We start from the raw sequence: 25,327 nt of genomic DNA, 5'->3' as shown, positions 1-25,327 counted from the left end.
TTTTTGAAGGTTCGGTTAAAAAACTTTTTTAAGTAAAAGGAGCGGATTTCCTTGAAGCCAAACATCAGTCTCATCAATGCCGTGTTCAGAATCGCCTGCGGATTGACGATTATGTCAGCCGCCAGTGCAAAGTTTACGAAAAAACCTTGGTGCAGAATGCATCTCTTTTACATCTTTATGGGGGCCATGAAAGCGGGTTCGGGAATCTTGCGCTTCTGTCCTGTGATCTACATGTTTCAACACAGTGATTCTGGAAATAACGAGCATCAAAACGGATAAATGGAAAAGCTTGATCACAAAACGTGATCAAGCTTTTTTTTTATGCCCACCCTTTGTTTTCATATAGAAATATCCTGCAGCTGCCAGCACTGCCGGATAAAGCAGTGCCCAGCCGCTGAATGAATAAATCACCGCGCACGCCGCAAATGCCCCGAGCGCCATCCACCAGCCTATATCTCTCCTGCCCAGCAGTTTCAGTGCTGCCGCCATTGTACATATGTAAGATGCGATAAAAGCCGCGCTCGGCCCTTTCAACAGAGTCGTCAAATCGATTTGAAACAGGCCATGCGCCGCAAGCACTAAGCCAAACACTGCGGCCATCGCTGTCAAAACGCGAATAGGCGTACGTTTTGTCGCACTGAGTTTTCCAAAAAATACGGGTATGTGCCCCTCTCTCGCCAATGCGTACACCATTCTTGAAAAACCAGCAATATTGGCATGGATGGTGGCGAATGTAATAAACAGCGCTAAACATACCGTAACATATACACCGCTTTCCCCTGCTCCTTTTGAGATGAGCATGGCAAGCGAGGCAATTTCTCCATTCTCTCCGTATGAATGAGTTCCCACCGTCACAAATGACAGCAAGATATACAGCCCCGCCACACAAGACGCTGCCAAAAACAAGCTGAGCGGGATATCTTTTTCAGGGCGATGAAACTCCTCAGCCAATGGGGTAATCATTTCCCAGCCTACAAAAGAGAAAAAAATCATAACAGAAACAGATCCCGCGGCAGACCAGCCATGCGGAAGAAACGGTTTGAATTCTGCTATCGTGACGTGTGGCAATGACACAGCAATAGAAGTGACAAGCAGAAATACAATGACACATATAACGAGTGTACTGATGTTTGCTGATAGTTGAATCCCTTTCATATGAAGCAAAATAGATATAGCCAGCATACAACCAGCAATCGATGTAACCTGCCAATCGGCCGCCTCTGTGACGTAACTGACGTAATGCGCGCCAGTCAAAGCGATGATGGGAACGCCGATCGGAACGGACCCTAACATGATCCAGCCCAAAATAGCCCCGGCTTTTTTCTGAAAGGCCAGCTGCACATAAGCAGTGATTCCTCCCGCACTAGGCGCAATTTTCACAAGCCGTGCCAGCGTGCCGACGAGAAGAAAAGATAAAAAAGACATGAATACCCAGACAAATAAAGAAGCCGGACCGGCCGTATCCGCGGTAACAGACGGCAAAATTAATATCCCGCATCCTAAAACCGCCCCAATCGTTAACGCCGTCCCTTGTATCCAAGTAATAGAGCGCTGTAATTCTGGCAACATGATGCCTCCTCTCTGATTGATGGCTTTATTATAGAAAAAATAAGACGGCATCCATATGCTACAATGAAGGTAAGTCAACAGCATTGCCTTATGATCAAAGGAATTTTCATTCATTCGCCTAAATATGTAAAGGAGCCGGACAAATGGACGATACAGACCTTCAGATTCTCTCGCATTTGCAGCGAAACGGCAGATTAACGATGGTTGAGCTGGGAAAGCTTGTCGGACTCAGTTCGCCAAGCGCGGCGGAGCGTGTCAGGAAGCTTGAAGACAAAGGAGTGATTACCGGGTACATTGCGAATATCTGTTACGAAAAACTAAACAAGCATGTCACCGCTTTTATTCTCATGGAGCCAAAAAGCTGTAAGCACTACGCCGCCTTTGCAACATCGCATCCTGATGTAGCAGAAAATCACCGCATCACAGGGATGTACAGCTATGTGACAAAGGTCGTGACTGAATCGGTACATACGCTTGAGGATTTTATTGACGCCTCGATGGCCCATGGAAAACCAACCACACTCGTTGTGCTTTCTTCTTCCAGCTGCCATCCCGCTTTTTGATAACAAAAAAACCCGCAGCTAATCTGCGGGTTTTCCTCAGTTATTTTTGAGCAGCCTTTAAAGCGCGTGCCCCAATGTCTTTTCTGAAAAAGAGTCCCGGTTTGAAAATTTCATCAACCGCTTTGTACACTCGGTCTCTAGCCGCTTCATACGATTCATCAAAAGCTGTCACATTGGCGACGCGCCCCCCGTTTGTAACGAACTCTCCGCCTTCTGCTTTCGTTCCGGCATGGAAGACCACGACCTGCTCAGTTTCCGCAGCAAGGCTGCCGATCGGCGTGCCTTTTGCGTAGCTTTCCGGATATCCTTCAGAAGCAAGCACCACACTAACAACAGCGGTATCCTTCCATCTTAAGTCAACTTCCTTATCATCTAAAAGATCAAGAAGCACCTGTACCAGATCAGATTCCATGCGCGGAAGCACGACCTGTGTTTCCGGATCGCCGAAACGGGCATTAAATTCAATGACCTTCGAGCCGTTTTCAGTAAGCATCAATCCAGCGTACAAAACGCCAGTGAAGGAACGGCCTTCTTGTACCATTGCTTTTGCGGCCGGCTTCACGATCGTTTCTACAGCATGGCGAACCGTTTCTTCCGAAATTTGCGGAACTGGAGAGTAAGCGCCCATTCCGCCCGTATTCGGGCCTTTGTCTCCGTCAAACGCACGCTTGTGATCTTGGGCAATCACCATTGGATACACCTTTTCCCCTTTGACAAAGGCCATCAGAGAAAATTCTTCACCAGAAAGATATTCTTCAATGACAACGGACGCGCTCGCATCACCGAACTTTTCATCTTCAAGAAAGTCATGCAGACATGCAATTGCTTCTTCCTCTGTCATAGCCACAGTAACGCCTTTTCCAGCTGCAAGTCCATCTGCTTTGATCACAATCGGAGCACCTTTTTCCAGCACATATGCCTTCGCCTCATCAAAGGATGTAAACGTGTCGTATTCTGCAGTCGGAATGTCGTATTTCTTCATTAAATCCTTAGCGAACTGTTTGCTTCCTTCGATGATCGCCGCGGCTTTTGACGGGCCGAACACGCGCAGACCCGCTTTTTCAAATTCATCCACCAGACCTTCAATTAAAGGAACCTCAGGGCCGACAATGGTTAGGCCGACCTGGTTTTCTTTTGCAAACGAGACAAGCCCTGCGTGGTCGCTTTCCTCAATGTTTACAAGCTGTGCGGAAGCTTCCATGCCGTCATTTCCAGGAGCTGCAAATACATTCTCGACGAGACTGCTTTGCGCTGCCTTCCACGCCAGCGTATGTTCTCTTCCGCCTTTGCCGATAATTAATACATTCACGTCGTTTTCATCCCCTTAATGTTTGAAGTGTCTGATGCCGGTGAATACCATGGCAATGCCGTATTCATCCGCTTTTTTGATGGAATCCTCGTCACGCACAGATCCCCCCGGCTGAATGATAGCCGTAACGCCCGCTTTTGCTGCTTCTTCAACAGTATCCGGCATTGGGAAAAATGCGTCAGATCCGAGCGCACTGCCTTTCGCTTTTTCCCCTGCTTGCTCGATTGCGATTTTTGCCGATCCGACGCGGTTCATTTGGCCTGCTCCCACGCCGACTGTCATGTTGTCCTTCGCGAGAACAATCGCATTTGATTTCACATGCTTCACGACTTTCCAAGCAAGCTTCAAGTCTTCCCACTCTTGCTCGTTCGGCTCTCTTTTTGTCGGAATGCTAATCTCAGCATCATCAAAGCCGTGCATATCTAAATCTTGAATCAATAGCCCGCCTTGAACGGATGTCAGCTGTTTTTCCTTTTGAACAGCAGCAGATACGTCAAGCGTCAGCAGGCGGAGATTTTTCTTCGCAGTCAGGACGTCGAGCGCTTCTTGGCTGAATGAAGGCGCAATGATGATTTCTAAGAAAATGTTATGAAGCGCTTCGGCAGTTGTCTTGTCCACTTCACGGTTCAACGCGATAATGCCGCCGAAGATAGATGTTTTATCCGCTTCAAACGCTCTGTCAAACGCTTCGGCGATCGTTTTTCCTGTTCCCACGCCGCACGGGTTCATATGCTTCACGGCAACCGCAGCCGGTTCAGTGAATTCACGAACGATTTGAACTGCCGCATCCGCGTCTTTAATGTTGTTGTAAGAAAGCTCTTTTCCGTGAAGCTGTTCTGCTTGCGCAATGGAGCCTTTGACAGGAAGAGCTGTTTGATAGAAAGTTGCTTCCTGATGCGGGTTTTCTCCATAGCGAAGCGATTGTTTTTTCTCAAATGTCACAGTGAATTGCTCTGGTTCTTTTTCACCGACAACATTTGTCAGATAGTCAGCGATCAGTGCATCATATGCCGCAGTATGACGGAATACCTTTGCCGCGAGCTCGCGTTTTTTCTGAAGAGATACGCTGCCTTCTTCTTTGATTTGATTTAGCACTGGGCTGTAATCGGCCGGATCGACGATAACCGTGACATCCTGATGGTTCTTTGATGCCGCACGCAGCATGCCAGGTCCGCCGATGTCGATATTTTCAATCGCTTCTTCATACGTGACGTCTTCTTTAGAAATCGTTTCTTTAAATGGATAGAGGTTGACGACAACGAGGTCAATCGGCTGAATCCCGTGTTCATTGATCTGCGCCATATGCTCTTCATTGCCGCGAACCGCCAGAAGGCCGCCGTGAATATTCGGGTGTAGGGTTTTTAACCGGCCGTCCATAATTTCAGGGAAGCCTGTCACTTCAGAAATTCCGATCACATCCACACCGTTTTCTTGAAGAAGCTTTTTCGTTCCGCCTGTGGAGATGACTTCAACGCCAAGCTCTGTCAGTTCTTTTACGAAAGGAACGAGATTTGTTTTATCTGAAACACTGATTAACGCACGTTTAATGGTCATGCCTTTTCACCTCTGTTATTTAATCCTAATAGCTGTTTAATCACACTCGGATACCATTTATGCTCAAGCTTGTGAATCCGCTGTTCGATTGTTTCCAATGTATCATGTTCATCAATTTCGATTGCCTTTTGAGCGATGATCGGACCTGTATCCATTCCTTCATCGACATAATGCACGGTGATTCCGGCCACCTTCACACCCGCCCGGTATGCCTGTCCGACTGCGTCGATTCCAGGAAACGCCGGAAGAAGCGACGGGTGAATGTTAATGATTTTTCCTCCATATGCTTGAAGGAGCGTATCACCGATCAGCCTCATATAGCCGGCAAGAACAATCAATTCAACCTCGTGAAGACGAAGCTGTTCAATGATGGCTTGTTCAAATGCAGCCTTGTTTTCATAAGACTTGGGCTCAAATGTAAAGGAAGGAATATGGAATGCTTCCGCCCGTTCGATGACTTTCGCCTGCGGTTTGTCGCAAACGAGGAGCGCTGCTGACGCATCCCAGTTCTCCTCCTTCAAACGCGTGACGATGGCTTCGAAGTTTGAACCGTTTCCTGATGCAAATACCGCAAACTTTTTCATGAAAGTGCCGCACCGCCGAATGTGACGCCTTCACCTTTTTTCACACGCCCGATTAAATAGGCTTTTTCGCCATGGCTTTCAAGCGTTCCGATCACATCTGTCAGATGCTCTTCTTTGACAGCCAAAACAAAACCAATACCCATATTAAAGACGTTGAACATGTCTTCTTCCTTTAGCTGGCCGTACTCTTGCAAGAAAGAGAAAATCGGCGGGATCGGCCATGAGCCATGATCAATTTCCGCACTTAAGCCTTCCGGAAGCATACGCGGAATATTTTCAATAAATCCTCCGCCTGTCACGTGCGCCATGCCGTCGATTTTTCCGCTTTTGACCGCGGCAAGCACAGGCTTCACGTAAATCCTTGTCGGTTCAAGCAATTCCTCGCCAAGCGGGCGTTCAAACGGCTCATATGTTGTATCAAGGTCCAGCTCCGCATCATCCAGAAGCACTTTTCTGACAAGGGAAAAGCCATTGCTGTGAAGGCCGCTGGAGCTGAGGCCGATCAACAGATGGCCCTCTTCGATGTTTTCTCCAGTCACGATTTCGTCCTTTTCTGCCACTCCGACTGAGAAACCGGCAATATCGTATTCATCAGCTGTATAGAGTCCTGGCATTTCAGCCGTTTCACCGCCGACTAAGGCTGAACCTGACTGCTCACAGCCTTCCGCAACACCTTGTACAATCTGTTCAATTTTCACTGGGTCCGCTTTGCCGACCGCTAAATAATCGAGGAAAAACAGCGGCTCTGCACCTTGTGCCAGCACGTCATTGACACACATTGCAACAGCGTCCACGCCAATCGTGTCATGCTTATCCATGGAAAAAGCGAGCTTTAATTTTGTGCCGACACCGTCCGTTCCCGAAATGAGAACTGGTTTTTGATAAGAAAGCTCAGACAGGTCAAACATGCCGCCAAAACCGCCAAGGCTGCCCATAACACCAAGCCGTTTCGTGCGCTCCACGTGTTTTTTCATTCGTTTTACAGCTTCATATCCGGCTTCGATGTCAACTCCTGCGTTTTTATATGCTTCAGACATCCTATTCACTCCTTTAAGGCGCTTTTCAAAATATCTCCCCGAAAGAGGGCAGAAAGAGAAAGGCAGCCGAACTGCGCTGCCTTTATGTCATTTTCAAGTTTTATTTGGTTAATACTGCTTCTTTTACGTGAGGAAGCACTGTATCCTGGTAAATTTCAGTCGGATATTTTCCTGTAAAGCAAGCGAGACACTGTCCGCAATTCGAGTCATCGTATTTTCTGCCGATGCCTTTCAGCAGCCCTTCCACACTCAAAAATGAGAGGGTATCGGCTCCGATTTCCTGACGGATTTCTTCAACAGAATGCGAAGACGCGATTAATTCTTCATGTGTGGAAGTATCAATGCCGTAAAAGCACGGATGAGCGATCGGCGGTGAACTGATTTTCACATGCACCTCTGTCGCACCCGCTTCTCTAAGCATCGTGACAATCCGGCGGCTAGTTGTTCCGCGTACGATAGAGTCATCCACCATCACGACGCGTTTGCCTTCTACAACCCCGCGCACCGCAGACAGCTTCATTCTGACGCCTTGCTCACGCAGAGCCTGGGACGGCTGAATAAACGTTCTGCCAACATAGCGGTTTTTGATTAAACCGAGCTCATACGGAATGCCTGTTGCCTCTGCATAGCCGATCGCCGCAGAAATACTGGAATCCGGAACCCCGGTTACGACGTCAGCTTCAACTGCGGATTCCTGAGCCAGCATTTTTCCAAGGTTTTTACGGGCACTGTGTACGTTAATACCGTCAATATTGCTGTCTGGTCTGGAGAAATAAATGTACTCCATGCTGCAAATGGAACGGTTGATATTCATGGAAAAACGCTCTGATTTCATTCCTTCATCATTAATGATCAGCATTTCTCCCGGCTCTACCTCGCGAAGGTACGTTGCGCCGACGACGTCAAATGCGCATGTTTCTGATGCGACCACATAAGCGTCGCCCATCATGCCGATGGATAGCGGTCTCAGCCCGTTTGGATCAAGTGCGACAATCATTTCTGTTTCGGTCATGATCAGGAACGCGTAGGCGCCTTTCAGCATAGAAAGCGAGTTTTTAATTTGGTCCTTCAGCGTGAAATGTCCGCTTCTTTTGATCAGGTGAGCCAAAACCTCTGTATCCGAAGAGGTTTGAAAAATGCTCCCTTGATTTTCGAGCTGCTGCTTCAGCTGAGTGGCGTTGACAAGGTTTCCGTTATGAGCAAGCGCCAGGCTGCCGTTGTTTTGGGAACGGAAGAGGAGCGGCTGAACATTTTCGTATCCGCCGCCTCCAGCCGTTGCGTACCGAACGTGCCCGATAGCGCCTTTTCCCTTTACTTTGCTGAGTTCGCCATTTTGAAATACTTCAGTGATCAGCCCTTGGCCTTTGTGCGCCGTCAGCTTTTCACCGTCAGTCGCTACGATGCCCGCACCCTCCTGTCCTCGGTGCTGAAGGCTGTGGAGACCGTAATACGTGATCTGCGGGGCTTCTTCATGTCCCCAAATCCCAAAAACGCCGCATTCTTCATTTAAGCCTTTGATTTCAGCAAGCATGGGATAGCTCCTTTCCATACGCGTTCAAGCTCTTTCGTTTGCGCATGAATCATTTGTTGTCCGTCTTGGTTTTGAATCGCCAGAATTCCGTCAGCTGTTACCTCACCAATATGAACCGCATCTTTGATAGTTGCTTCAAACGCAGCTTGATGTTCTTTTTTCACTGAAACGACGAAGCGGGATTGAGATTCAGAGAATAATAATGCCGCTTCCCCTTCTACAGTCACATTAGCGCCAAGGTTTTCCGTCGTCATGACACTTTCCGCAATCGCTACGCCTAAGCCGCCTTCAGACACATCATGCGCAGATTGAACGAAGCCTTTTTTAATCGCGTCAAGCAGTGCTTTTTGACGAGACAGCTCTACATCAAGATCGATTTGCGGCGCTTTGCCGTAAATACGGCCTTCTGTCATTTTTTGCAGCTCGCTTCCGGCAAACTCTGGTTTTGTTTCACCGATCACATATACGAGATCTCCCGCTTGTTTGAAATGCTGTGTTGTAATGTGTGCTGTATCTTCAATTAAGCCAACCATGCCGATAACTGGTGTCGGATAGATCGCCGTGCCGTTTGATTCGTTATAAAGCGATACGTTACCGCCGATAACCGGTGTGCTGAGAACATTGCACGCTTCGCTTATGCCGTCTGCCGCTTTTTCGATCTGCCAGAAGATTTCCGGCTTCTCCGGGTTTCCGAAGTTAAGGTTATCTGTGACCGCAAGCGGTTCTGCGCCTGAGCAAATGATGTTGCGCGCTGCTTCAGCGACAGCAATTTTCCCTCCGACTTCAGGATCAAGATAGAGATAACGCGCGTTACAGTCTGTCGTCATCGCCAGCGCCTTTTTCGTTCCGCGGATTCTGAGAACACCAGCATCAGACCCAGGAGCGACAACTGTATTCGTGCGCACCATGTAGTCATACTGATCATAAACCCACTCTTTACTCGCAATCGTCGGCTGCTGAAGAAGGGCCTTCAGCGTTTCATTCGCATCTTCAATTTGCGGAGCCGGAACGTCCGTTTCCAAAAACTCGCGATAATAAGCAGGCTCTTGAGAAGGCTTATGGTAAACCGGTGCTTCTTCTGCCAAGGCATCAACAGGCAGCTCGCACACAACCTCTCCTTTGTGTGTCAGGCGAAGCATTTTATCATCTGTCACATGTCCGACAGAAACCGCTTCAAGATCATACTTGTCAAAAATATCGATGATTTCCTGCTCACGTCCGCGCTCAATAACCAAAAGCATCCGTTCTTGTGATTCAGAAAGCATCATTTCATACGCGGTCATGCCTGTTTCTCGCTGAGGAATCAGGTCAAGGTTCATTTCAATACCAGAACCAGCTTTACTTGCCATTTCTGCACTTGAGCTTGTTAAACCGGCAGCTCCCATATCCTGAATGCCGACTAAGGCGTCGCATTGGATGACTTCCAGACATGCTTCAAGCAAAAGCTTCTCCATAAACGGATCGCCGACTTGGACAGCAGAACGCTTTTCTTCAGACGAGTCTGACATTTCTTCAGAAGCAAACGTAGCGCCGTGGATGCCGTCACGCCCTGTTTTCGCTCCTACGTACATTACTGTGTTGCCGACACCCTTCGCCTGGCCTTTTTTGATGTCTTCATGGTTGATTAAACCGACGCACATGGCGTTGACGAGCGGATTTCCTTCATAGCTGCTGTCAAACTGCACTTCTCCGCCGACTGTCGGGATGCCGATACAGTTGCCGTATCCGGCGATACCCGCTACTACTTCTTCAAACAAGTACTTCACGCGTGGTGAAGTCAGTTCACCAAATCGAAGAGAGTTCAATACAGCGATTGGGCGTGCACCCATTGAGAATACATCACGGATAATTCCGCCTACGCCAGTCGCAGCGCCTTGGTAAGGCTCGAGAGCTGATGGGTGGTTATGTGATTCAATTTTGAACACAACCGCTTGGTTATCACCGATATCAACGATTCCGGCGCCTTCCCCCGGCCCCTGCAGCACACGCTCGCCGCTTGTCGGGAATTTACGCAGAATCGGCTTTGAGTTTTTATAGCTGCAATGCTCAGACCACATGACAGAAAAAATTCCGATTTCTGTGTAGTTCGGCAATCTTCCAAGAATGGATTCTATCAATGCAAACTCATCATCACTGACACCCATTTGCTGATACAGTTTCTCTTCTTTTATTTGTTCTTTACTTGGTTCAAGCAGTAGTGACATGAGTTTCCCTCCAATTTTTCACGATAGACTGGAACAATTTAAGACCGTCGGCGCTTCCAAGCAGTTCATCGACCGCGCGCTCAGGGTGAGGCATCATGCCTAATACATTGCCTTTCTCATTCACGACACCGGCAATGTCGCTGACACTTCCATTAATATTAGAGCCGTATGTGAAAGCAATTTGATTGTTTTCCTTTAATGTAGCAAGCGTCTCGTCATCACAGTAGAAATTCCCTTCACCATGGGCAACCGGGATTGTAATCGATTCTCCCTTTTCGTAGGAAGCTGTGAATAAGGTTTCGTCGTTCTGAACAATCAATTCAACCGGACGGCAAATGAACTTCAGATCTTTGTTGCGTCTCATTGCGCCTGGCAGCAGCCCAAGCTCCTGTAAAATCTGGAATCCGTTACAGACGCCAAGAACAGGTTTTCCTTCAGCCGCTGCTTGTTTGACAGCTGGCATAATATTCGCAAATCGGGCGATGGCGCCGCATCTTAAGTAATCGCCGTAAGAAAATCCTCCCGGAATTAACACGCCGTCGAAGCCGTCAAGACTTGTTTCCTCATGCCAGACGTATTCCACTTCATGGCCGAGCTCATCCTTTACAGCATGATACATATCGATATCACAGTTGGAGCCGGGTAACACAATCACCGCAAATTTCACTGTGCGACTACCTCCTCAACCTCGTATCTGTAATCTTCAATCACTGTGTTCGCAAGAAGTTTTTCGCACATTTCTTTCACTAGCACGTCAAGATCACGGTCAGATTTTTCAATGGTAAGCTCCATGTATTTCCCGATGCGCACATCTTGAACTTCGTTATAAGTCATACTGTGCAAGGCATGCTGGACAGCGCTCCCTTGTGGATCTAGTACACTTTCTTTTAAGCTGACATAAACTTTTACTTTATACATGATGAATGCCTCCCAGTCTTTTGAAAATCTCTTCGTATGCGTCGGTTAAGCTCCCCAGATTGCGTCTGAATAAATCTTTATCCAGCTTTTCGTTCGTTTCTTTATCCCACAAGCGGCATGTGTCAGGAGAAATTTCATCCGCCAAAAGCACTTGCCCTTCTGCATCTAAACCGAATTCAAGCTTGAAATCAATTAATCTGACATGACAATCGTCGAAGATGCTTTGAAGCTCTTCATTTACTATTTTTGTAATGGACTTAATGGTTTCTACCTGCTCAGGAGTCGCCGCCTTCAAAAGCCAAATATGATCTTCTGTGATGAGCGGATCACCCAGCGCGTCATCCTTGTAGTAAAACTCGATAATCGGCTGCTCAAGCTCCGTGCCTTCTGGAATGCCGAGACGTTTGGACATGCTTCCTGCCACAACATTTCTGACGACGACTTCAAGCGGCACAATCGTTACCTTTTTAATGAGCTGTTCCGTTTCCGAAATGCGCTCGATAAAATGATTGTTAATGCCCTTTGCATGAAGGTGTTTGAAAATTAAGCTTGAAATCTCGTTATTTAAGCGCCCTTTCCCGCTGATTTCTGCTTTTTTCTCGCCGTTAAAGGCAGTGGCGGAGTCTTTATACACGACATACAGCGTGTTTTCGTCATCGGTTTTGTAGATCTTTTTTGCTTTTCCTTCGTATAAAAGTTCATTCTTCACAATATTCACGGAAGGCCTCCTAACCCGAATGTTGGGAATTTTCAAACTGCGGCGGCTTAGAAGAAGCCGCTAAAAGCTTCTTCTATGCTAAACCTAAACGTTCAAAGATCAGATCAACATTTTTCAGATGGTAATTGTAATCAAAGCAGTCAGCAATTTTTTCTGGAGAAAGACGTGACGTGATTTTCTCTTCCGCTTCCACAAGTTCGCGGAACGGCACTTGTTTTTCCCACGCTTCCATTGCTTTCGGCTGAACAGTATCATAGGCTTCTTCACGAGTCAGGCCTGTGTCAATCAAAGCAAGCAGCACACGCTGAGAATAGATAAGGCCGAGAGTGCGGTCCATGTTGCGCTTCATGTTTTCCGGGAAGACCGTTAAGTTCTTCACGATGTTGGAGAAGCGGTTCAGCATGTAGTTCAGCGCAATTGTCGCATCCGGAAGAATAATTCGTTCTGCTGAAGAATGAGAAATATCGCGCTCATGCCATAATGGAACATTTTCGTAAGCTGTCATCATGTAGCCGCGGATTACGCGCGCCATGCCTGTCATGTTTTCAGAGCCAATCGGATTTCGTTTATGCGGCATTGCAGATGAACCCTTTTGCCCTTTCGCGAAAAATTCCTCTACTTCACGTGTTTCACTCTTTTGCAGTCCACGGATTTCCACAGCGAATTTCTCGATGCTTGTCGCAATCAAAGCAAGTGTTGCCATATAGTCAGCATGGCGGTCACGCTGAAGGGTTTGAGTGGAAATCGGTGCTGCTTTCAATCCGAGCTTCTCACAGACATATTGTTCAACAAATGGATCAATGTTCGCATATGTGCCGACAGCGCCAGAAATCTTTCCAACCTCGATGCCTGCTTTCGCTTGTTTGAAGCGCTCAAGATTACGTTTCATTTCTTCATGCCAAAGCGCAAGTTTTAAGCCGAAAGTTGTAGGCTCAGCGTGTACGCCGTGCGTGCGCCCCATCATGACTGTGTATTTATGTTCTTTCGCTTTTTCTTTAATAATGTCAACAAATCTCTCAAGATCCTTGAGCAAAATATCGTTTGCCTGTTTTAATAAGTAGGAAAGAGCCGTATCAACAACGTCAGTTGACGTTAATCCGTAGTGCACCCATTTTCTTTCTTTGCCCAGTGATTCGGAAACGGCGCGCGTAAAAGCGACAACGTCATGGCGCGTGTCCTGTTCGATTTCTAAAATGCGGTTGATGTCAAATGATGCGTTCTCACGCATAACTTTTACATCTTCTTTCGGAATGACGCCAAGCTCCGCCCACGCTTCACAGGCAAGAATCTCTACCTCCAGCCATGCTTGAAATCTGTTTTCATCCGTCCAAATCGCGGACATTTCAGGTCTTGAATAACGTTCGATCATTCTGCTTGTCCTCCATCTCTATTCATCCATTTATTTGTGATCTCCTGAATCCATTCGTCTTCAGGCTGCTTCATAAATGTAATATGCCCCATTTTGCGGCCTTTTTTGATTTCATGTTTTCCGTATATATATAGCTTTGCCTCTTTTAAAAGCTCCGGGTCTTCCTCAACAAGCTTCACTTCATCGCCGAGAAGATTCACCATCATGCCCGGCTTCAGCAAATCTGTCTTCCCAAGCGGAAGCCCGCATACCGCTCTGATATGCTGCTCATACTGGCTCGTCTCGCAAAGATCCAGCGTATAATGCCCAGAATTGTGCGGTCTTGGCGCCAGTTCATTGACCAAAAGCTCTCCGTCCTCTGTCAGGAACATCTCAACAGCAAGCGGTCCAACAAGGTTAAGCTCATCTGCAAGCTTAACTGCGAGATCAGCAGCCTTCTGCTGAATCCCTTTCTCTACCCGTGCGGGCACGATGCTTTTGAAAAGAATATTGTTGTGGTGAATGTTTTCAGCTGTCGGAAATGTTGAAATTTCACCGTTTACCGATCTGACGACGATCACCGACAGTTCCATTTCAAAAGAAACCCAGCTTTCAAGAATGCAAGTTCCGTGTTCTAACAGACCGGCTGCCTGCTCCATTTGCGCCTCTTCTTTTATCACAAATTGGCCTTTGCCGTCGTACCCGCCGCGGCATGTCTTCAGAACTGCGGGTAACCCGAGCTCTTGTACCGCCTGTTTCAATTCATTCTTTGTTTTGACGATGCTGTACGGTGCGACTTCACAGCCCGCGGATTGAATTGCTTTTTTCTCTGTTTCACGGTTTTGGGTAATGAGCAGCAGCTCACTTCCTTGCGGGAGATACGCATGATCTTTCAGCCAATGCAGCGCATCATAGTCGATGTTTTCAAACTCATATGTGATGATATCGCTGATTTCAGCCAATTTTCGAATCGCTTCACGGTCATTATAATGAGCGGTAATTTCGACATCCGCAACCTGCCCGCACGGCGAATCTTTCACCGGATCAACGACCGCGACTTTATACCCCATTTGTTTGGCGGACACAGCCATCATTTTCCCAAGCTGGCCGCCGCCGATAATGCCGATTACAGCTCCCGGATAGATGATTTGTTTAGACAAGCTGATCACTGCTTTCTAACACTGTCTGTTTTGTATTTTCTCTTCTCTCATCCAGCTTACGGGCAAGGTCTTCGTCAAATGCTGACAAAATTTGCGCCGCTAACAGGCCTGCGTTCACAGCACCCGCTTTGCCGATGGATGTTGTCGCAACAGGCACGCCTCCAGGCATTTGGACGATGGAAAGAAGTGAATCCATTCCGTTCAGCGCCTTGGACTGAACCGGAACTCCAATGACTGGCAGTGTTGTTTTCGCAGCCGTCATCCCTGGCAGATGCGCCGCTCCTCCGGCCCCGGCAATAATCACCTTGATGCCTCTTTCTCTAGCAGTTTCAGCATATTCAAACATGAAATCAGGCGTCCGGTGAGCGGAAACGACCTTTTTTTCGTACGGAACATTGAGTTCGTCAAGTATGTCGCATGCGTGTTTCATTGTCTCCCAATCGGAAGTGCTTCCCATGATGATTCCTACTAGCGGCTGCATTCTGTTCCCCACCTTCTAATGCTTTTGTTTTCAGAAAATAAAAAATACCCGCTCTGCATTGCACTTATGAGGAAGCAATACAAACCGGGCATGGTACATGTATCGTCAGTCGTTCGCTTCTGCGATATATCCATGTCAGTTTTATCGATCACTTTCCTGCATAGTCCGGCAATTTACGGTTGCCGGGTAGAAACTTATGGGCCATATTCCCAAGATTATATGAGGTCGTGTTTTGATTTCATGTTTATCTTAACAACGGACATGGATAATGTCAACGATATTATCGAACGATACAAAAATTCATTCTACTAATGTTCGTGTTTTAGATCAATTTCCCTTCAAATACGATTTTTTTCCCGCACGGAACGATCTGAATTGACCCATTTTCCTTTTTTTCCATAAAAATAGGCTCTTCCATTCGCCTTACAGGCAGATATCCTTCTTCTTTCATTTGCTGAAGCACCGCATCAATCGTTTGCTGCTCTGTCACTTCAAACTTTTTCTTCTTCGGCTTTGCCATTATTCTTTAATTCTCCTCTTCTTCACCGCTTTGACCCAGAAGCCGCCGTGGATTGTTTTTGGTTCGTACGCAATAATAAAGGCTTTTGAATCAAGTGTTTTAATCGTATCATATAGCTGGAGTTCATATTTTCTCGGCGTCAGGATCTGAAGGGCTGTGCGGTCGCCTTCAAGCCCGCCTGCCACCCAATTTGTCACGCCGTAGCCTTTTTCACGGAGCTGCTTCGGAAGATCAAGATCGAGCTCCTTCGTAATCACATTGACCATAATATAGCCAAGCGCCAATTTTTCTTCTATTTTCATGCCGACAATGACGCCTAGACCGTAACCGAGCGCGTACGCGATCACATTTTGAATCTGGTCTAAGTTATCGAGCACCAGACTCAGCCCTGTCACATAAACCAGTATTTCAATCGTACTGATGCCGGCCGCTAAATAACGCTGTCCTTTCAGCGTTAAAATCATTCTTATCGTAAAAAATGACACATAGACAATATTAATAATGAGAATTATGAGAACCATGGCTATCCCATTTGATAAGATGGTTTGCATCATTTTATTCATCCCCCTACTCTTCAGCTTGCACAAAGCATTCATATTCTACTAGAGAAATGAGCCGTTTACAATCAGCTTCGCCCGTAAGTTTAAGCAAAATATTTCGACATGCTTTTATGTGTTGAACAGTAGTAGTTTACCCTCTTTCTCGCCTTTTCAAAATCAAAACAAAAAAGCCCGCTTTTCAGCAGACTCACCTCTTTATATCTATTGTCAGATCTCTTTTTTCATTTTCTGAAGGGACTTGTATTCTTTCTCAAGCTCACTCAGCGTGTAGTCAGCAAGCTGTTCCCCTCTTCCTTGATAAAATTCCGAGAGCAGTAATTTGGTTTTTAAAAATTGCTTCTTTTGGTTAATTGCTCGGCGAAGCACATCAGCCATGTCCATCATCCTCCTTAAACATAAAGGTTTTTGCGCTGGACGTTTTCAGCATTTTCCCCATCATACACGGGTTAATCCTACAAATCAACTATGTTTTTTAGATATATTTGTAAAAAGTGTGACATAAAAAAACCGGCTAGGATTAGCCGGTTTTTTCATTAAAGCGGAATCAGCGACGCCGTAAAATATTCAGAAATAAACGGCCAAGTCACTGCCGTAAACAGCAGCGCTATCGCAACCACTGCAAATACACAATAGATATAATCAATTGGTGCATCTTGTGCCGCCTGGTACACACGCTGTACATACAGCGCGATGATAAAAAAGATGGAAAACAAGATCAGCACCGTAAACAGTACTGTCAGCATTGGGATATTTACGATCGCAAAGATCAGCCAAAGGATTGAAACAGCAATTATCGGTACAAGCAATGAACCCAATACGGCAGCTGCTTCTCTGAACGTCACCTTCTGCTTCATCATATAGCGGGAGACAGCCCATATAGCAAAGACCATTACCGCGAAAAAGATCAGCAAATACACAAGAACAACTAAAAACCCGTCATAGAAAGCATGATGGCGTTCTCCGAAACCGAGCGGCCGATTCCAGCTTGCCTTTAACTGAAACCAATTCCCAATTGAAAAAATGATACTGAATATAAGCATTGAAATCAGACCGTACTTATAATGAGAAAAACCATCCGTTACGACAGTTTTCGCCGGAGATTTTAAAATCGAGAACGCAAATCCGCAATATCTGTTGATGGCTGCCCAAACAGACGCAAGCTTGTCTTTAACAGTTGATTCACCGCGTTCCTGGCGCGGTTTCTGCTTTTGTTTTTGCTTCTGCTTGCTTTGCCGGCTCGCCTTTCTGGACATTCTCGATAGCGGTTCTTCATCTGCATCTATTCTTTCACTCTGGTTAATTTCTTCTTCAAACGTTTCTTTTCTTTCTTCCGTCATGTCAGCAACTCCTATCAAAAAAATACGGCGGAATACCATTCAGCAAGAAAATAAAACACTTATATAAGGTACCGAAGCCTTCCTGAACAGTCAAGTCATTTCCATTTAAGTAAAGCATGGCGGCACATCTACATGACGGTATATCGTATGAAATGGTTTTATCTTTTGCAACAAAAAAACCAGCTGCCTGTGCAGCTGGTTTTTCATTCCTTATTTTAAGAAGATAAAGTACAGGATAAATACGATAAACAGCCCGTACATGATTGGATGAACCTCTTTGGCTTTTCCTTTGCACACCATTGTAATCGGATAGAAAATAAACCCGATGGCAATACCAGTCGCAATGCTGTACGTTAACGGCATCATGATCATGGTAAGGAAAGCAGGAACGGCCACTTCGAACTTATCCCAAGCGATTTTGCCAAGCGGCGCCACCATCAATGCACCAACAATAATAAGCGCCGGCGCTGTTACATTTGACGTAACGACTGATAGGAGCGGAGAGAAAAACGTAGCCAGTAAAAAGAGAATCCCTGTTACAATTGCGGCAAATCCTGAACGGGCACCCGCAGCGACACCTGAGCTTGATTCCACATAAGAAGTTGTTGTAGACGTACCAAGCACGGCACCGATCACAATAGAAGATGAATCAGCTAAAAGCGCACGGCCCGCACGCGGCAATTTGTTTTCCTTCATTAAACCAGCTTGTGTCGCCACAGCAACAAGTGTACCAGCTGTATCAAAAAATCCGACAAACAAGAATGTTAAAATAACGATCAGCATTTGTACAGAGAAAATATCCGGGAGGTGAATCCACGCTTGTCCGAAAGTCGGCGCAAGGCTTGGCACACTGCCGACAATTTGAGTCGGAACCGGAACCAAACCGAAAATCATGCCGGCTACCGCTGTTAATAACATCCCGATAAACACGCCTGCGTTCACGCGAAGCACCATTAAAATAACCGTGACAATCACACCGAAAATCGTTAACAGCACAGGACCGCTGTGAATGTTTCCGATCGTGACGAGCGTAGAAGGATTTGCAGTAATGATTCCTGAGCCTTGCAAACCAACGAATGTAATAAACAGGCCGATCCCCGCACCGACTGCCAATTTCAGCTCAGGCGGAATGGCGTTGATGATTTTTTCACGAAAACCTGTTAAAGAAAGAGCAACGAAAATAAGACCTGAAATAAAAACACCAGACAAAGCTGCCTGCCATGAAATACCCATACCAAGGACAACAGAAAACGCAAAAAACGCGTTCAGCCCCATACCCGGCGCGATGGCAATCGGATATCTCGCTATTAATCCCATTAAGATACAGCCTGCTGCAGACGCCAGCGCTGTCGCCGTAAAGACCGCACCCTGGTCAATTCTCAGCGCCTCCGGAAAATCTTTCACGCTGTCCAAAGCAAGCGTAATCGGATTGACGAACAAAATATATGCCATAGATAAAAAAGTCGTTAATCCGCCAATGATTTCATTGCGATAGCTGGTGCCCAGCTCATCAAACTGAAAATACTTTTTCAAGCTATTTGACTCCCTTCACTCTTTGCTATTTATTCTGTCCTGAAAACGCCAAATAAAAAGCGCCCCAATACATTTTGGGACGCTTGACTACAGACGGATTTCAGTTTGAATAAATAAACGTGTTTTATTTATATCAAACGAAAGAAATGTTTACGTAGTCAAGCCATTTACGGTAGCTTGGTAGAGACTTGCGAGCCATATTCCCGCGATTATACGAATTCATCTTATTTGATTTCTGTGTCTATTGTACCAACTTCATTTTGAAATGACAATATAAAAAACGAACATTACTTATTAAAAAAATTGGTTTATTCGTCTATTGACTAAATTGGTAACAATGATAAAAACCGTATGTATGGCAACATACGGCTTTTCAACTTATGATTATTTTTTTTCGGTAGGCTGACTCACCTGATGCACTGGTACAGTAAACGAGAATGGCTTTAGTTGAATCAGGTCATTTAAAACGCCTTTATCAATATACAGACCGTATTCATTAAACTCAAAATGCTTTAAAGACAGCTTATCAAGATAAGCGTCATCCAGTTCAAAAGTTGATACCATTTCGGCTGTGTCCATATTCTTCACTTCAGCTTTATTCCATTTCAAATAATAGCCTTCTTCATAATAAGCCATTGGATCAGACCATGATTGCATTTTTTTCATATCACCAAGGCCAATCATTTCACCTATATTCACTAAGTCATCTTTTGACATATTTGAAGTATCAACTCCAGTGAAACGGTAATGAACCAATACTTCCCTCCCCTCTTGTTTAATGTTATTGATTTCTATCCCTATGTTTTGATGCTTTGTTTCCGAAAGACGATACGGCATCTCTGCATTTAGAGGGACGATTTCACTGCCCTCAGCCTCAGATCTAATATCTGCAATTAATGTTAGCTTTTTCGCTTTTGGATTGATTGGTGATTCTAACTGTGTTTGTCCTTTTGCTCTTACCGTTCTCTCGTTTACCTTTATGCGATCTCCAAGTTCGATGTTTGATGCTGACATCTCATATGTGTTTCCTAAATCATCTTTAACTTCGTTAATTTCAACCGTATCATGCTTTGCTATGCCTTGATAATCGATTGTAAATTGAAGGACAGATCCAAGTTTCCCGTTTTCCACTTGAATATTGGAAAATTGATAACGATTATGATAAGCCGATATAACTTTTGAGCTTTCTAAATAACCCGCATTCTTTTTGGTAATAGGCAGTTTGAATCTCCAATTTCCCTGTATTTCATTGATATGAGTAATTACAAAGGGCACGGTTTCCCCATTTTTTATTTCAGTACCATTTGTATAAATCCTTAATTGTCCTGCGTATTGCTTGTTATTTAATTTTTTAAGCATTAAGGAATCGTAGTTGATTGAAAAGTTGTCGCTATAACTCGTTTCGTCGACATCATACATGATCTCTTTTTCATCAGAGTGGAAGTTATCAACAGTGAAGTTATAAACAAGCTGTCCGGCATCGTAATAGGAACTGTTTACAGAAACAGTGATTCCCCTGGACTCTGCTTTTTCATTTAAAGCTGTGACCAAATTGCTTTTAAACAATGATAGACCAACTTTATCTTGAAAATCCTTATAAATTTGTCCGACAATGGGTATGCTTCCCATCGCTTTGTTTACAGAGGGAAGAAAAAGACCAGATGATAAATACAAAATACATACCACAGCAGCAATAGCCATTCCATTTGTAATAGTTCGTGCCCATTTAAAACGGCGCCTTGTGTTACTTTCATTTTCAGCACGAACGACAGCTTGATGTATTGCCTTTTTGAGTGCTTTCTTTGGCACTGCTATGTCATCATACATCTGCTTCACTTGGTGTTTGTCCATTTGTTTTGATCCTCCTTTTCCAGCTCCTGTTTCAATGCTTTTCTCGCTCTATGTAAATGGGTTTTAATTGTGCCTTCTGCCATACCTGTTTGTTCAGCTATCATTGATATTGAATAATCTTGAAAATAATAGAGCTGAATCGTGAGCTGAACATGTTCATCAAGTAAATCAATCGCATTTCGCAAGTCTATGTATTCCTCAATATTTGCTTGATTAGTTCCAGCATCATGATGTTTCTCAAACGGAACCAAATCTCCTTTCTTTTTATTCATGGCAAAAATGGTATGAATCAATATTCGAGTAAGCCACGTTAAAAAATACTTTGGCTCTTTTAGTTTTTCTATACTGATAAAAGCTTTATAAGCTGTTTCCTGTACAGCATCAAGTGCATCTTCTTTATTTCTTAAATAGAGATAAGCTGTTTTATATAAAGTCTCCTGATGTGCCAGCATAAGCTTTTCAAAGGCCCGAGCATTTCCTTTTCTCGCCTTTGTAATCAATCTTTCTTCCTTCACCTTATCCACCTCCTATGTTGTTAGATACGAAAACTGTCGAAACGGTTTCAAAAAGTTAACAAAAAAAACGCCCCTTTTGAAAGGGACGTTTTTCCTTTGTTATTTACTTATTCCCACTCAATCGTCGCAGGCGGCTTACTTGTAATATCGTACACCACGCGGTTAATGTGCTTCACTTCGTTTACGATACGTGTCGAAATGACTTCAAGCACATCCCACGGGATACGCGCCCAGTCAGATGTCATGCCGTCGATTGATGTAACGGCGCGGATTCCGATTGTGTAATCATATGTTCTTGCGTCACCCATAACACCAACGCTGCGGATGTCAGGAAGAACAGTGAAGTATTGCCAGATATCACGCTCTAAGCCGTGATTTGCAATTTCTTCACGCAAGATTGCATCTGATTCACGAACGATTTCCAGTTTTTCTTCTGTTACTTCGCCAAGAACACGGATTCCGAGGCCCGGTCCTGGGAACGGCTGACGCCATACGATTTCATCTGGAATGCCGAGCTCTGTGCCAAGCGCGCGCACTTCGTCTTTGAAGAGCGTGTTTAACGGCTCGATCAGCTCAAACTGCATGTCTTCAGGAAGTCCGCCGACATTGTGGTGAGATTTGATCGTTTGCGCCGTTGCTGTACCGCTCTCGATGATATCTGTGTAAAGCGTACCTTGTGCAAGGTAGTCGATGCCTTTGAGCTTGTCCGCTTCATCATCAAACACGTAAATGAATTCATTACCGATGATTTTGCGTTTTTGTTCAGGATCAGAAACGCCTTTTAGTTTGTTTAAGAATCGATCTTTTGCGTCTACTTTAATCACATTCATGTTAAAGCCTTCGCTGAATGTTTTCATAACACCCTCAGCTTCGCCTTTACGGAGAAGACCATGGTCTACAAAGATACAAGTCAGCTGGTCGCCGATCGCTTTATGAATCAAAACAGCAACAACAGAGGAATCAACGCCGCCGCTTAGCGCGCAAAGAACCTGTTTGTCTCCGACCGTTTCACGGATTTTTTGCATTTCGATTTCGATAAAGTTCTCCATTGACCATTCGCCTTCGCATTCGCAAACACCGAATACAAAGTTTTTCAGAAGATCATTGCCGTATTCAGAGTGGCGCACTTCCGGGTGGAACTGAACGCCGTACCATTTTTTGTCCGCTTTGCTCATTGCTGAGTTAGGGCAGTGATGGCTTGTCGCGTCAACAGTGAAGCCTTCAGGAACTTCTACAACCAAATCACCGTGGCTCATCCAAACCACTTGTTCATTTGGAAGATCTTTGAACAAATCAGGTGTGCCTTCGATGCGGATATTTGCTTTTCCGTATTCACGCTGGCTTGCTGCTTCAACTTTACCGCCAAGGTAATGAGTCATCAACTGCATGCCGTAGCAAATTCCCAAAACAGGAATATCAAGCTCGAAGATTTTCTCGTCACAGCGGAAAGAGTTTTCATCATACACACTGTTTGGACCGCCGGATAAAATAATTCCTTTTGGATTCATTTTTTTAATTTCTTCAGCCGTCAATGTATGTGGATGCAGCTCGCTGTAAACACCGAATTCACGGATACGGCGTGTAATCAGCTGGTTATACTGACTGCCGAAATCAAGGACAAGAATCATTTCATTCACTAACTTTGTCATGGTTGTCACCTAATCTCCTCTAAGTTTTTTGACACAGAAAAAAACGAGGACAGATATGAAGCTCGCTCCGCCCTCTTTGGCAAGGCCGTTTGCCGGAGTCAGGCCAACTCGCTCCCAGACTCCGATAATATTCACTAATTCTAACAACACGTTGATAAGCGGTCAAGACCATCTTCTTTTAATTAAATTTTCCCATAACTCTCTGGAATCATTCCAAAGCGCTGAAGAATCTTCATTTCTGTAAAGCGCCCTTTCATAGCTTAATGTCAGCTTTGACATGTCTTCTATGTCGTATTTTTCATCGATTCGTTTTGCATAATCACGCAGCGTTTCACTGCCTCGTTTCGGCAGCCCTTTTCTCTTCAGTTGTTTCAGCAGCGCGTCATATGCCTCAAAAAACGCGTGCTGATCGCTGCGCCGCTTCAATTTCCTCACGGCGAAAACAGGAATCCATAACGAGCGGAAAACATACAGCAATACAGCTGCCACCAGGAGGACTGCAAGAACCGCAAGCGCTGCATACAAGCCCGCACCGGCATTGGTATGTGAAGCGGACGGCTTTTTAGAAACAGCTGGCTCCCGTTTTTCCTTTTGTTTTTCTTCTTTTTGCGGCTGTTTTTTCTCTTCTTTCTGTTTCTCTTGTGCTTTCTTCGGCGAGCTGCTGTTATCGCTGCCGGAGTCCTTTGTGTCAGAAGAAGTAAATTCAGCCGGATTTGTAAACCCTTTAGTCGGCTCAAATGTAACCCAGCCCTGTTCCGGGAAATACACCTCTACCCAGGAATGGGCATTGTTATTTGTCACTTCATAAATGCTGCCATTTTTGTTCCCTGCTTCTTTGTATTCGCCGGACGTATAACCCTTTACCCAGCGGGCCGGAATGCCGGCCGAGCGCAAGAGCACCACCATGGCGGAAGAAAAGTTATCACAATAACCCATTTTCGTTTCAAAGAGAAATTGATCGACATAATCTTCATCATTCTTAGGAATGGTCACGTTTTCTGTTTCATAGGTGAACGCATTTGACCCTAAATAGTCCTCAACCGCTTTCACCTTATCAAACATATTGTCGTGATCCTGAGTCAGTTTGATCGCAAGGGTTCTCACCCGCTCTGGCAGTGAATCTGGAAGCTGCATGTAGCGATCGCTGAATGTGTACTCCTCACTGTTTTTTCTCACTTTTACCTTTCTCAGTTCATCCAGCTTATAGACCGGGGAATTGTACGTTACAGTATAATTCCCCATATTTCTGATTTCACCGGCTTGTTCACTGATCGGAGAAATTTGCTCCGTGTTGCCGTTCATTTCAAGTGAGACAGCCTGCTTTGGCTGAATGGTTTCCGCACCAATCGGATACATCAAATGGTTATACCCGTAGTGCTTATCGACTTTTACACGGACGGTGCGGCGCTCTGTCGCAACCTTATGGTCAAACCACAGATTTTCAACTTTTCCATTGCTAAGCTGATACGACATGCCTGTGTCTGTTTCAATCCAGCCTTTTCCGGTATACGTGTCCTTCGTTTCCACACGGAAATACGTACGCTCTTTTCCCTGCCATGTAAAAACAGGTGTAGCATCCTGCTGGAACGGGCCGCCGAGTGATTCATCATGATTCCCGTATCCGATTTTGCTTTCCCCTGCAGACACGCGGTCTTGATGAGTGATTTTTTTAAGAAAAGGCACCGGATCAGGCCAGGCCGGCTCTGATTTTGGAGCGGCGAGTCCGAATCCCGTTGCAGCCAAAACCAATACAGATAAAGGAAGAAACCATTTCAGGACAGATGTTTTTGGCAGTGTGATTCTTTCCATCAGCTTAATGCGTTCCAAGTATAAAAGGCCCAGCATAAAGAAGCCGATCAGCACGATACGGATGACGGCAAAAGTGGCATCATATGGCGTAAAGGTATCAAGAATCGTAATATACGCTACTGTCATCAAAAAGAAAAACAAAATTCTTCTCTGGTAAATCACCCAATAATGCAGGAGATAGACCAGCAGCCACAGCAGCACAAAAAACAGCAGGGTCCGAAATGAAGGGATCATGTCATTCCATTGCCCTGATTGAATCAGCGTGATATTCAGATAGACATCCTGCAAAAAAGAGCTGACCCAGCTCAAGTCGAATATAGATCCTTGATAAAACAGGATGTGTATCGAGATCAATGTAAATATGACACAAAAAGGAACGGTGACAAACCACCTCATCCTGAAAAAAGTCAGCAGAAACGTCAAGCCGATAAAGACACTAAAAAAGCCTGTATGTTTCGTTTCAGTAAAACTGTCAAGCGGCCTGAGCCACTCCCACAGCAATAAAAAAGCCAGAAAATAAAATAACAGCAAGCTCAAACGGCTTCCCTTGTGATCATCGTGCGGCATGTGAACCAGT

At 45.3% G+C, this 25,327-nt stretch carries 23 protein-coding genes, 1 pseudogene and 2 riboswitches; of the genes and pseudogenes, 2 read left to right on the top strand and 22 right to left on the bottom strand.

Translation table 11 applies throughout. The features are described 5' to 3' along the window. Positions 1-51: 51 nt before the first annotated feature. Positions 52-279, top strand: coding sequence for a YgaP family membrane protein (locus M1D65_RS03575; RefSeq protein ID WP_456270776.1), 228 nt, complete (start codon positions 52-54; stop codon positions 277-279). A 14-nt stretch (positions 280-293) separates the two neighbouring features. On the opposite strand, the pseudogene M1D65_RS03570 reads toward M1D65_RS03575, so the two are convergent. Further along, positions 294-1,569 (bottom strand): annotated as a pseudogene (locus M1D65_RS03570) (APC family permease). Positions 1,570-1,712: 143 nt separating this feature from the next. Between M1D65_RS03570 and M1D65_RS03565 the strand changes: the two are divergent. Next, complete coding sequence (locus tag M1D65_RS03565) at positions 1,713-2,132, top strand: Lrp/AsnC family transcriptional regulator (protein WP_456270775.1); 420 nt, start codon at positions 1,713-1,715, stop codon at positions 2,130-2,132. Positions 2,133-2,172: 40 nt separating this feature from the next. Here the strand turns inward: M1D65_RS03565 and purD are convergent, their stop codons facing one another. The 21 genes from purD to M1D65_RS03460 all read right to left on the bottom strand — a co-directional run bounded on the left by purD (position 2,173) and on the right by M1D65_RS03460 (position 25,317). Further along, positions 2,173-3,441, bottom strand: a complete 1,269-nt coding sequence (gene purD, locus M1D65_RS03560; protein WP_456270774.1) for a phosphoribosylamine--glycine ligase — start codon at positions 3,439-3,441, stop codon at positions 2,173-2,175. 15 nt (positions 3,442-3,456) lie between these two features. Then, positions 3,457-4,995 (bottom strand): bifunctional phosphoribosylaminoimidazolecarboxamide formyltransferase/IMP cyclohydrolase, encoded by a 1,539-nt coding sequence (gene purH, locus M1D65_RS03555; protein ID WP_003233940.1) that lies wholly within the window; start codon positions 4,993-4,995, stop codon positions 3,457-3,459. Continuing rightward, positions 4,992-5,579 carry a phosphoribosylglycinamide formyltransferase gene (gene purN / locus M1D65_RS03550; protein ID WP_411263170.1) on the bottom strand — a complete coding sequence of 196 codons (588 nt, stop codon included), beginning with the start codon at positions 5,577-5,579 and terminating at the stop codon, positions 4,992-4,994. Before purN ends, purH begins: the two co-directional genes overlap by 4 nt. Then, positions 5,576-6,616: a phosphoribosylformylglycinamidine cyclo-ligase gene (purM, locus tag M1D65_RS03545; RefSeq protein WP_021481302.1), complete on the bottom strand. Its 1,041-nt coding sequence runs from the start codon at positions 6,614-6,616 to the stop codon at positions 5,576-5,578. Before purM ends, purN begins: the two co-directional genes overlap by 4 nt. Before the next feature lie 100 nt (positions 6,617-6,716). Beyond that, a complete protein-coding gene (purF, locus tag M1D65_RS03540; protein ID WP_003233947.1) occupies positions 6,717-8,147 on the bottom strand; it encodes an amidophosphoribosyltransferase in 1,431 nt (476 codons plus the stop codon). After that, complete coding sequence (purL, locus tag M1D65_RS03535; RefSeq protein WP_411263169.1) at positions 8,123-10,351, bottom strand: phosphoribosylformylglycinamidine synthase subunit PurL; 2,229 nt, start codon at positions 10,349-10,351, stop codon at positions 8,123-8,125. The genes purF and purL overlap by 25 nt, the downstream gene beginning before the upstream one ends. Continuing rightward, positions 10,335-11,018, bottom strand: a complete 684-nt coding sequence (gene purQ, locus M1D65_RS03530; protein WP_003243954.1) for a phosphoribosylformylglycinamidine synthase subunit PurQ — start codon at positions 11,016-11,018, stop codon at positions 10,335-10,337. The genes purL and purQ overlap by 17 nt, the downstream gene beginning before the upstream one ends. After that, positions 11,015-11,269, bottom strand: coding sequence for a phosphoribosylformylglycinamidine synthase subunit PurS (gene purS / locus M1D65_RS03525; protein WP_003219409.1), 255 nt, complete (start codon positions 11,267-11,269; stop codon positions 11,015-11,017). Before purS ends, purQ begins: the two co-directional genes overlap by 4 nt. Beyond that, a complete protein-coding gene (purC, locus tag M1D65_RS03520; RefSeq protein ID WP_456270773.1) occupies positions 11,262-11,987 on the bottom strand; it encodes a phosphoribosylaminoimidazolesuccinocarboxamide synthase in 726 nt (241 codons plus the stop codon). Before purC ends, purS begins: the two co-directional genes overlap by 8 nt. A gap of 73 nt (positions 11,988-12,060) precedes the next feature. Continuing rightward, the gene (gene purB / locus M1D65_RS03515; RefSeq protein WP_456270772.1) at positions 12,061-13,356 is read right to left on the bottom strand and encodes an adenylosuccinate lyase; all 1,296 of its coding nucleotides are present in this window, start codon (positions 13,354-13,356) and stop codon (positions 12,061-12,063) included. Then, on the bottom strand, positions 13,353-14,495 hold the full coding sequence (purK, locus tag M1D65_RS03510; RefSeq protein ID WP_456270771.1) for a 5-(carboxyamino)imidazole ribonucleotide synthase: 1,143 nt from the start codon (positions 14,493-14,495) through the stop codon (positions 13,353-13,355). Before purK ends, purB begins: the two co-directional genes overlap by 4 nt. Next, complete coding sequence (gene purE, locus M1D65_RS03505) at positions 14,488-14,976, bottom strand: 5-(carboxyamino)imidazole ribonucleotide mutase (RefSeq protein ID WP_003244134.1); 489 nt, start codon at positions 14,974-14,976, stop codon at positions 14,488-14,490. Before purE ends, purK begins: the two co-directional genes overlap by 8 nt. Before the next feature lie 141 nt (positions 14,977-15,117). Further along, positions 15,118-15,219, bottom strand: a riboswitch (purine riboswitch). A 79-nt stretch (positions 15,220-15,298) separates the two neighbouring features. Continuing rightward, positions 15,299-15,496, bottom strand: a complete 198-nt coding sequence (locus tag M1D65_RS03500; protein ID WP_003219403.1) for an NETI motif-containing protein — start codon at positions 15,494-15,496, stop codon at positions 15,299-15,301. Then, a complete protein-coding gene (locus M1D65_RS03495) occupies positions 15,496-16,050 on the bottom strand; it encodes a DUF2179 domain-containing protein (RefSeq protein WP_015482896.1) in 555 nt (184 codons plus the stop codon). Before M1D65_RS03495 ends, M1D65_RS03500 begins: the two co-directional genes overlap by 1 nt. Positions 16,051-16,263: 213 nt before the next feature. Beyond that, positions 16,264-16,431, bottom strand: a complete 168-nt coding sequence (locus M1D65_RS03490; protein WP_003244066.1) for a Fur-regulated basic protein FbpA — start codon at positions 16,429-16,431, stop codon at positions 16,264-16,266. Positions 16,432-16,589: 158 nt separating this feature from the next. Continuing rightward, the gene (locus M1D65_RS03485; protein ID WP_014476025.1) at positions 16,590-17,393 is read right to left on the bottom strand and encodes a hypothetical protein; all 804 of its coding nucleotides are present in this window, start codon (positions 17,391-17,393) and stop codon (positions 16,590-16,592) included. 210 nt (positions 17,394-17,603) lie between these two features. Then, the gene (gene pbuG / locus M1D65_RS03480; RefSeq protein WP_069837337.1) at positions 17,604-18,926 is read right to left on the bottom strand and encodes a hypoxanthine/guanine permease PbuG; all 1,323 of its coding nucleotides are present in this window, start codon (positions 18,924-18,926) and stop codon (positions 17,604-17,606) included. A 135-nt stretch (positions 18,927-19,061) separates the two neighbouring features. Then, positions 19,062-19,163, bottom strand: a riboswitch (purine riboswitch). A 147-nt stretch (positions 19,164-19,310) separates the two neighbouring features. Continuing rightward, positions 19,311-20,777 (bottom strand): DUF4179 domain-containing protein, encoded by a 1,467-nt coding sequence (locus M1D65_RS03475; protein ID WP_308154147.1) that lies wholly within the window; start codon positions 20,775-20,777, stop codon positions 19,311-19,313. Beyond that, positions 20,759-21,292 carry a sigma-70 family RNA polymerase sigma factor gene (locus M1D65_RS03470; RefSeq protein ID WP_017695646.1) on the bottom strand — a complete coding sequence of 178 codons (534 nt, stop codon included), beginning with the start codon at positions 21,290-21,292 and terminating at the stop codon, positions 20,759-20,761. Before M1D65_RS03470 ends, M1D65_RS03475 begins: the two co-directional genes overlap by 19 nt. 107 nt (positions 21,293-21,399) lie before the next feature. Next, positions 21,400-22,941, bottom strand: a complete 1,542-nt coding sequence (gene guaA / locus M1D65_RS03465) for a glutamine-hydrolyzing GMP synthase (RefSeq protein ID WP_003233970.1) — start codon at positions 22,939-22,941, stop codon at positions 21,400-21,402. Positions 22,942-23,103: 162 nt separating this feature from the next. Then, positions 23,104-25,317: a DUF4129 domain-containing transglutaminase family protein gene (locus M1D65_RS03460; protein WP_064671852.1), complete on the bottom strand. Its 2,214-nt coding sequence runs from the start codon at positions 25,315-25,317 to the stop codon at positions 23,104-23,106. Positions 25,318-25,327: the final 10 nt, after the last annotated feature.

Source organism: Bacillus sp. JZ39, from assembly GCF_053903145.1.
Note: the sequence above shows the minus strand (reverse complement) of the source record. Positions and strands in the feature narration are given on the sequence as shown.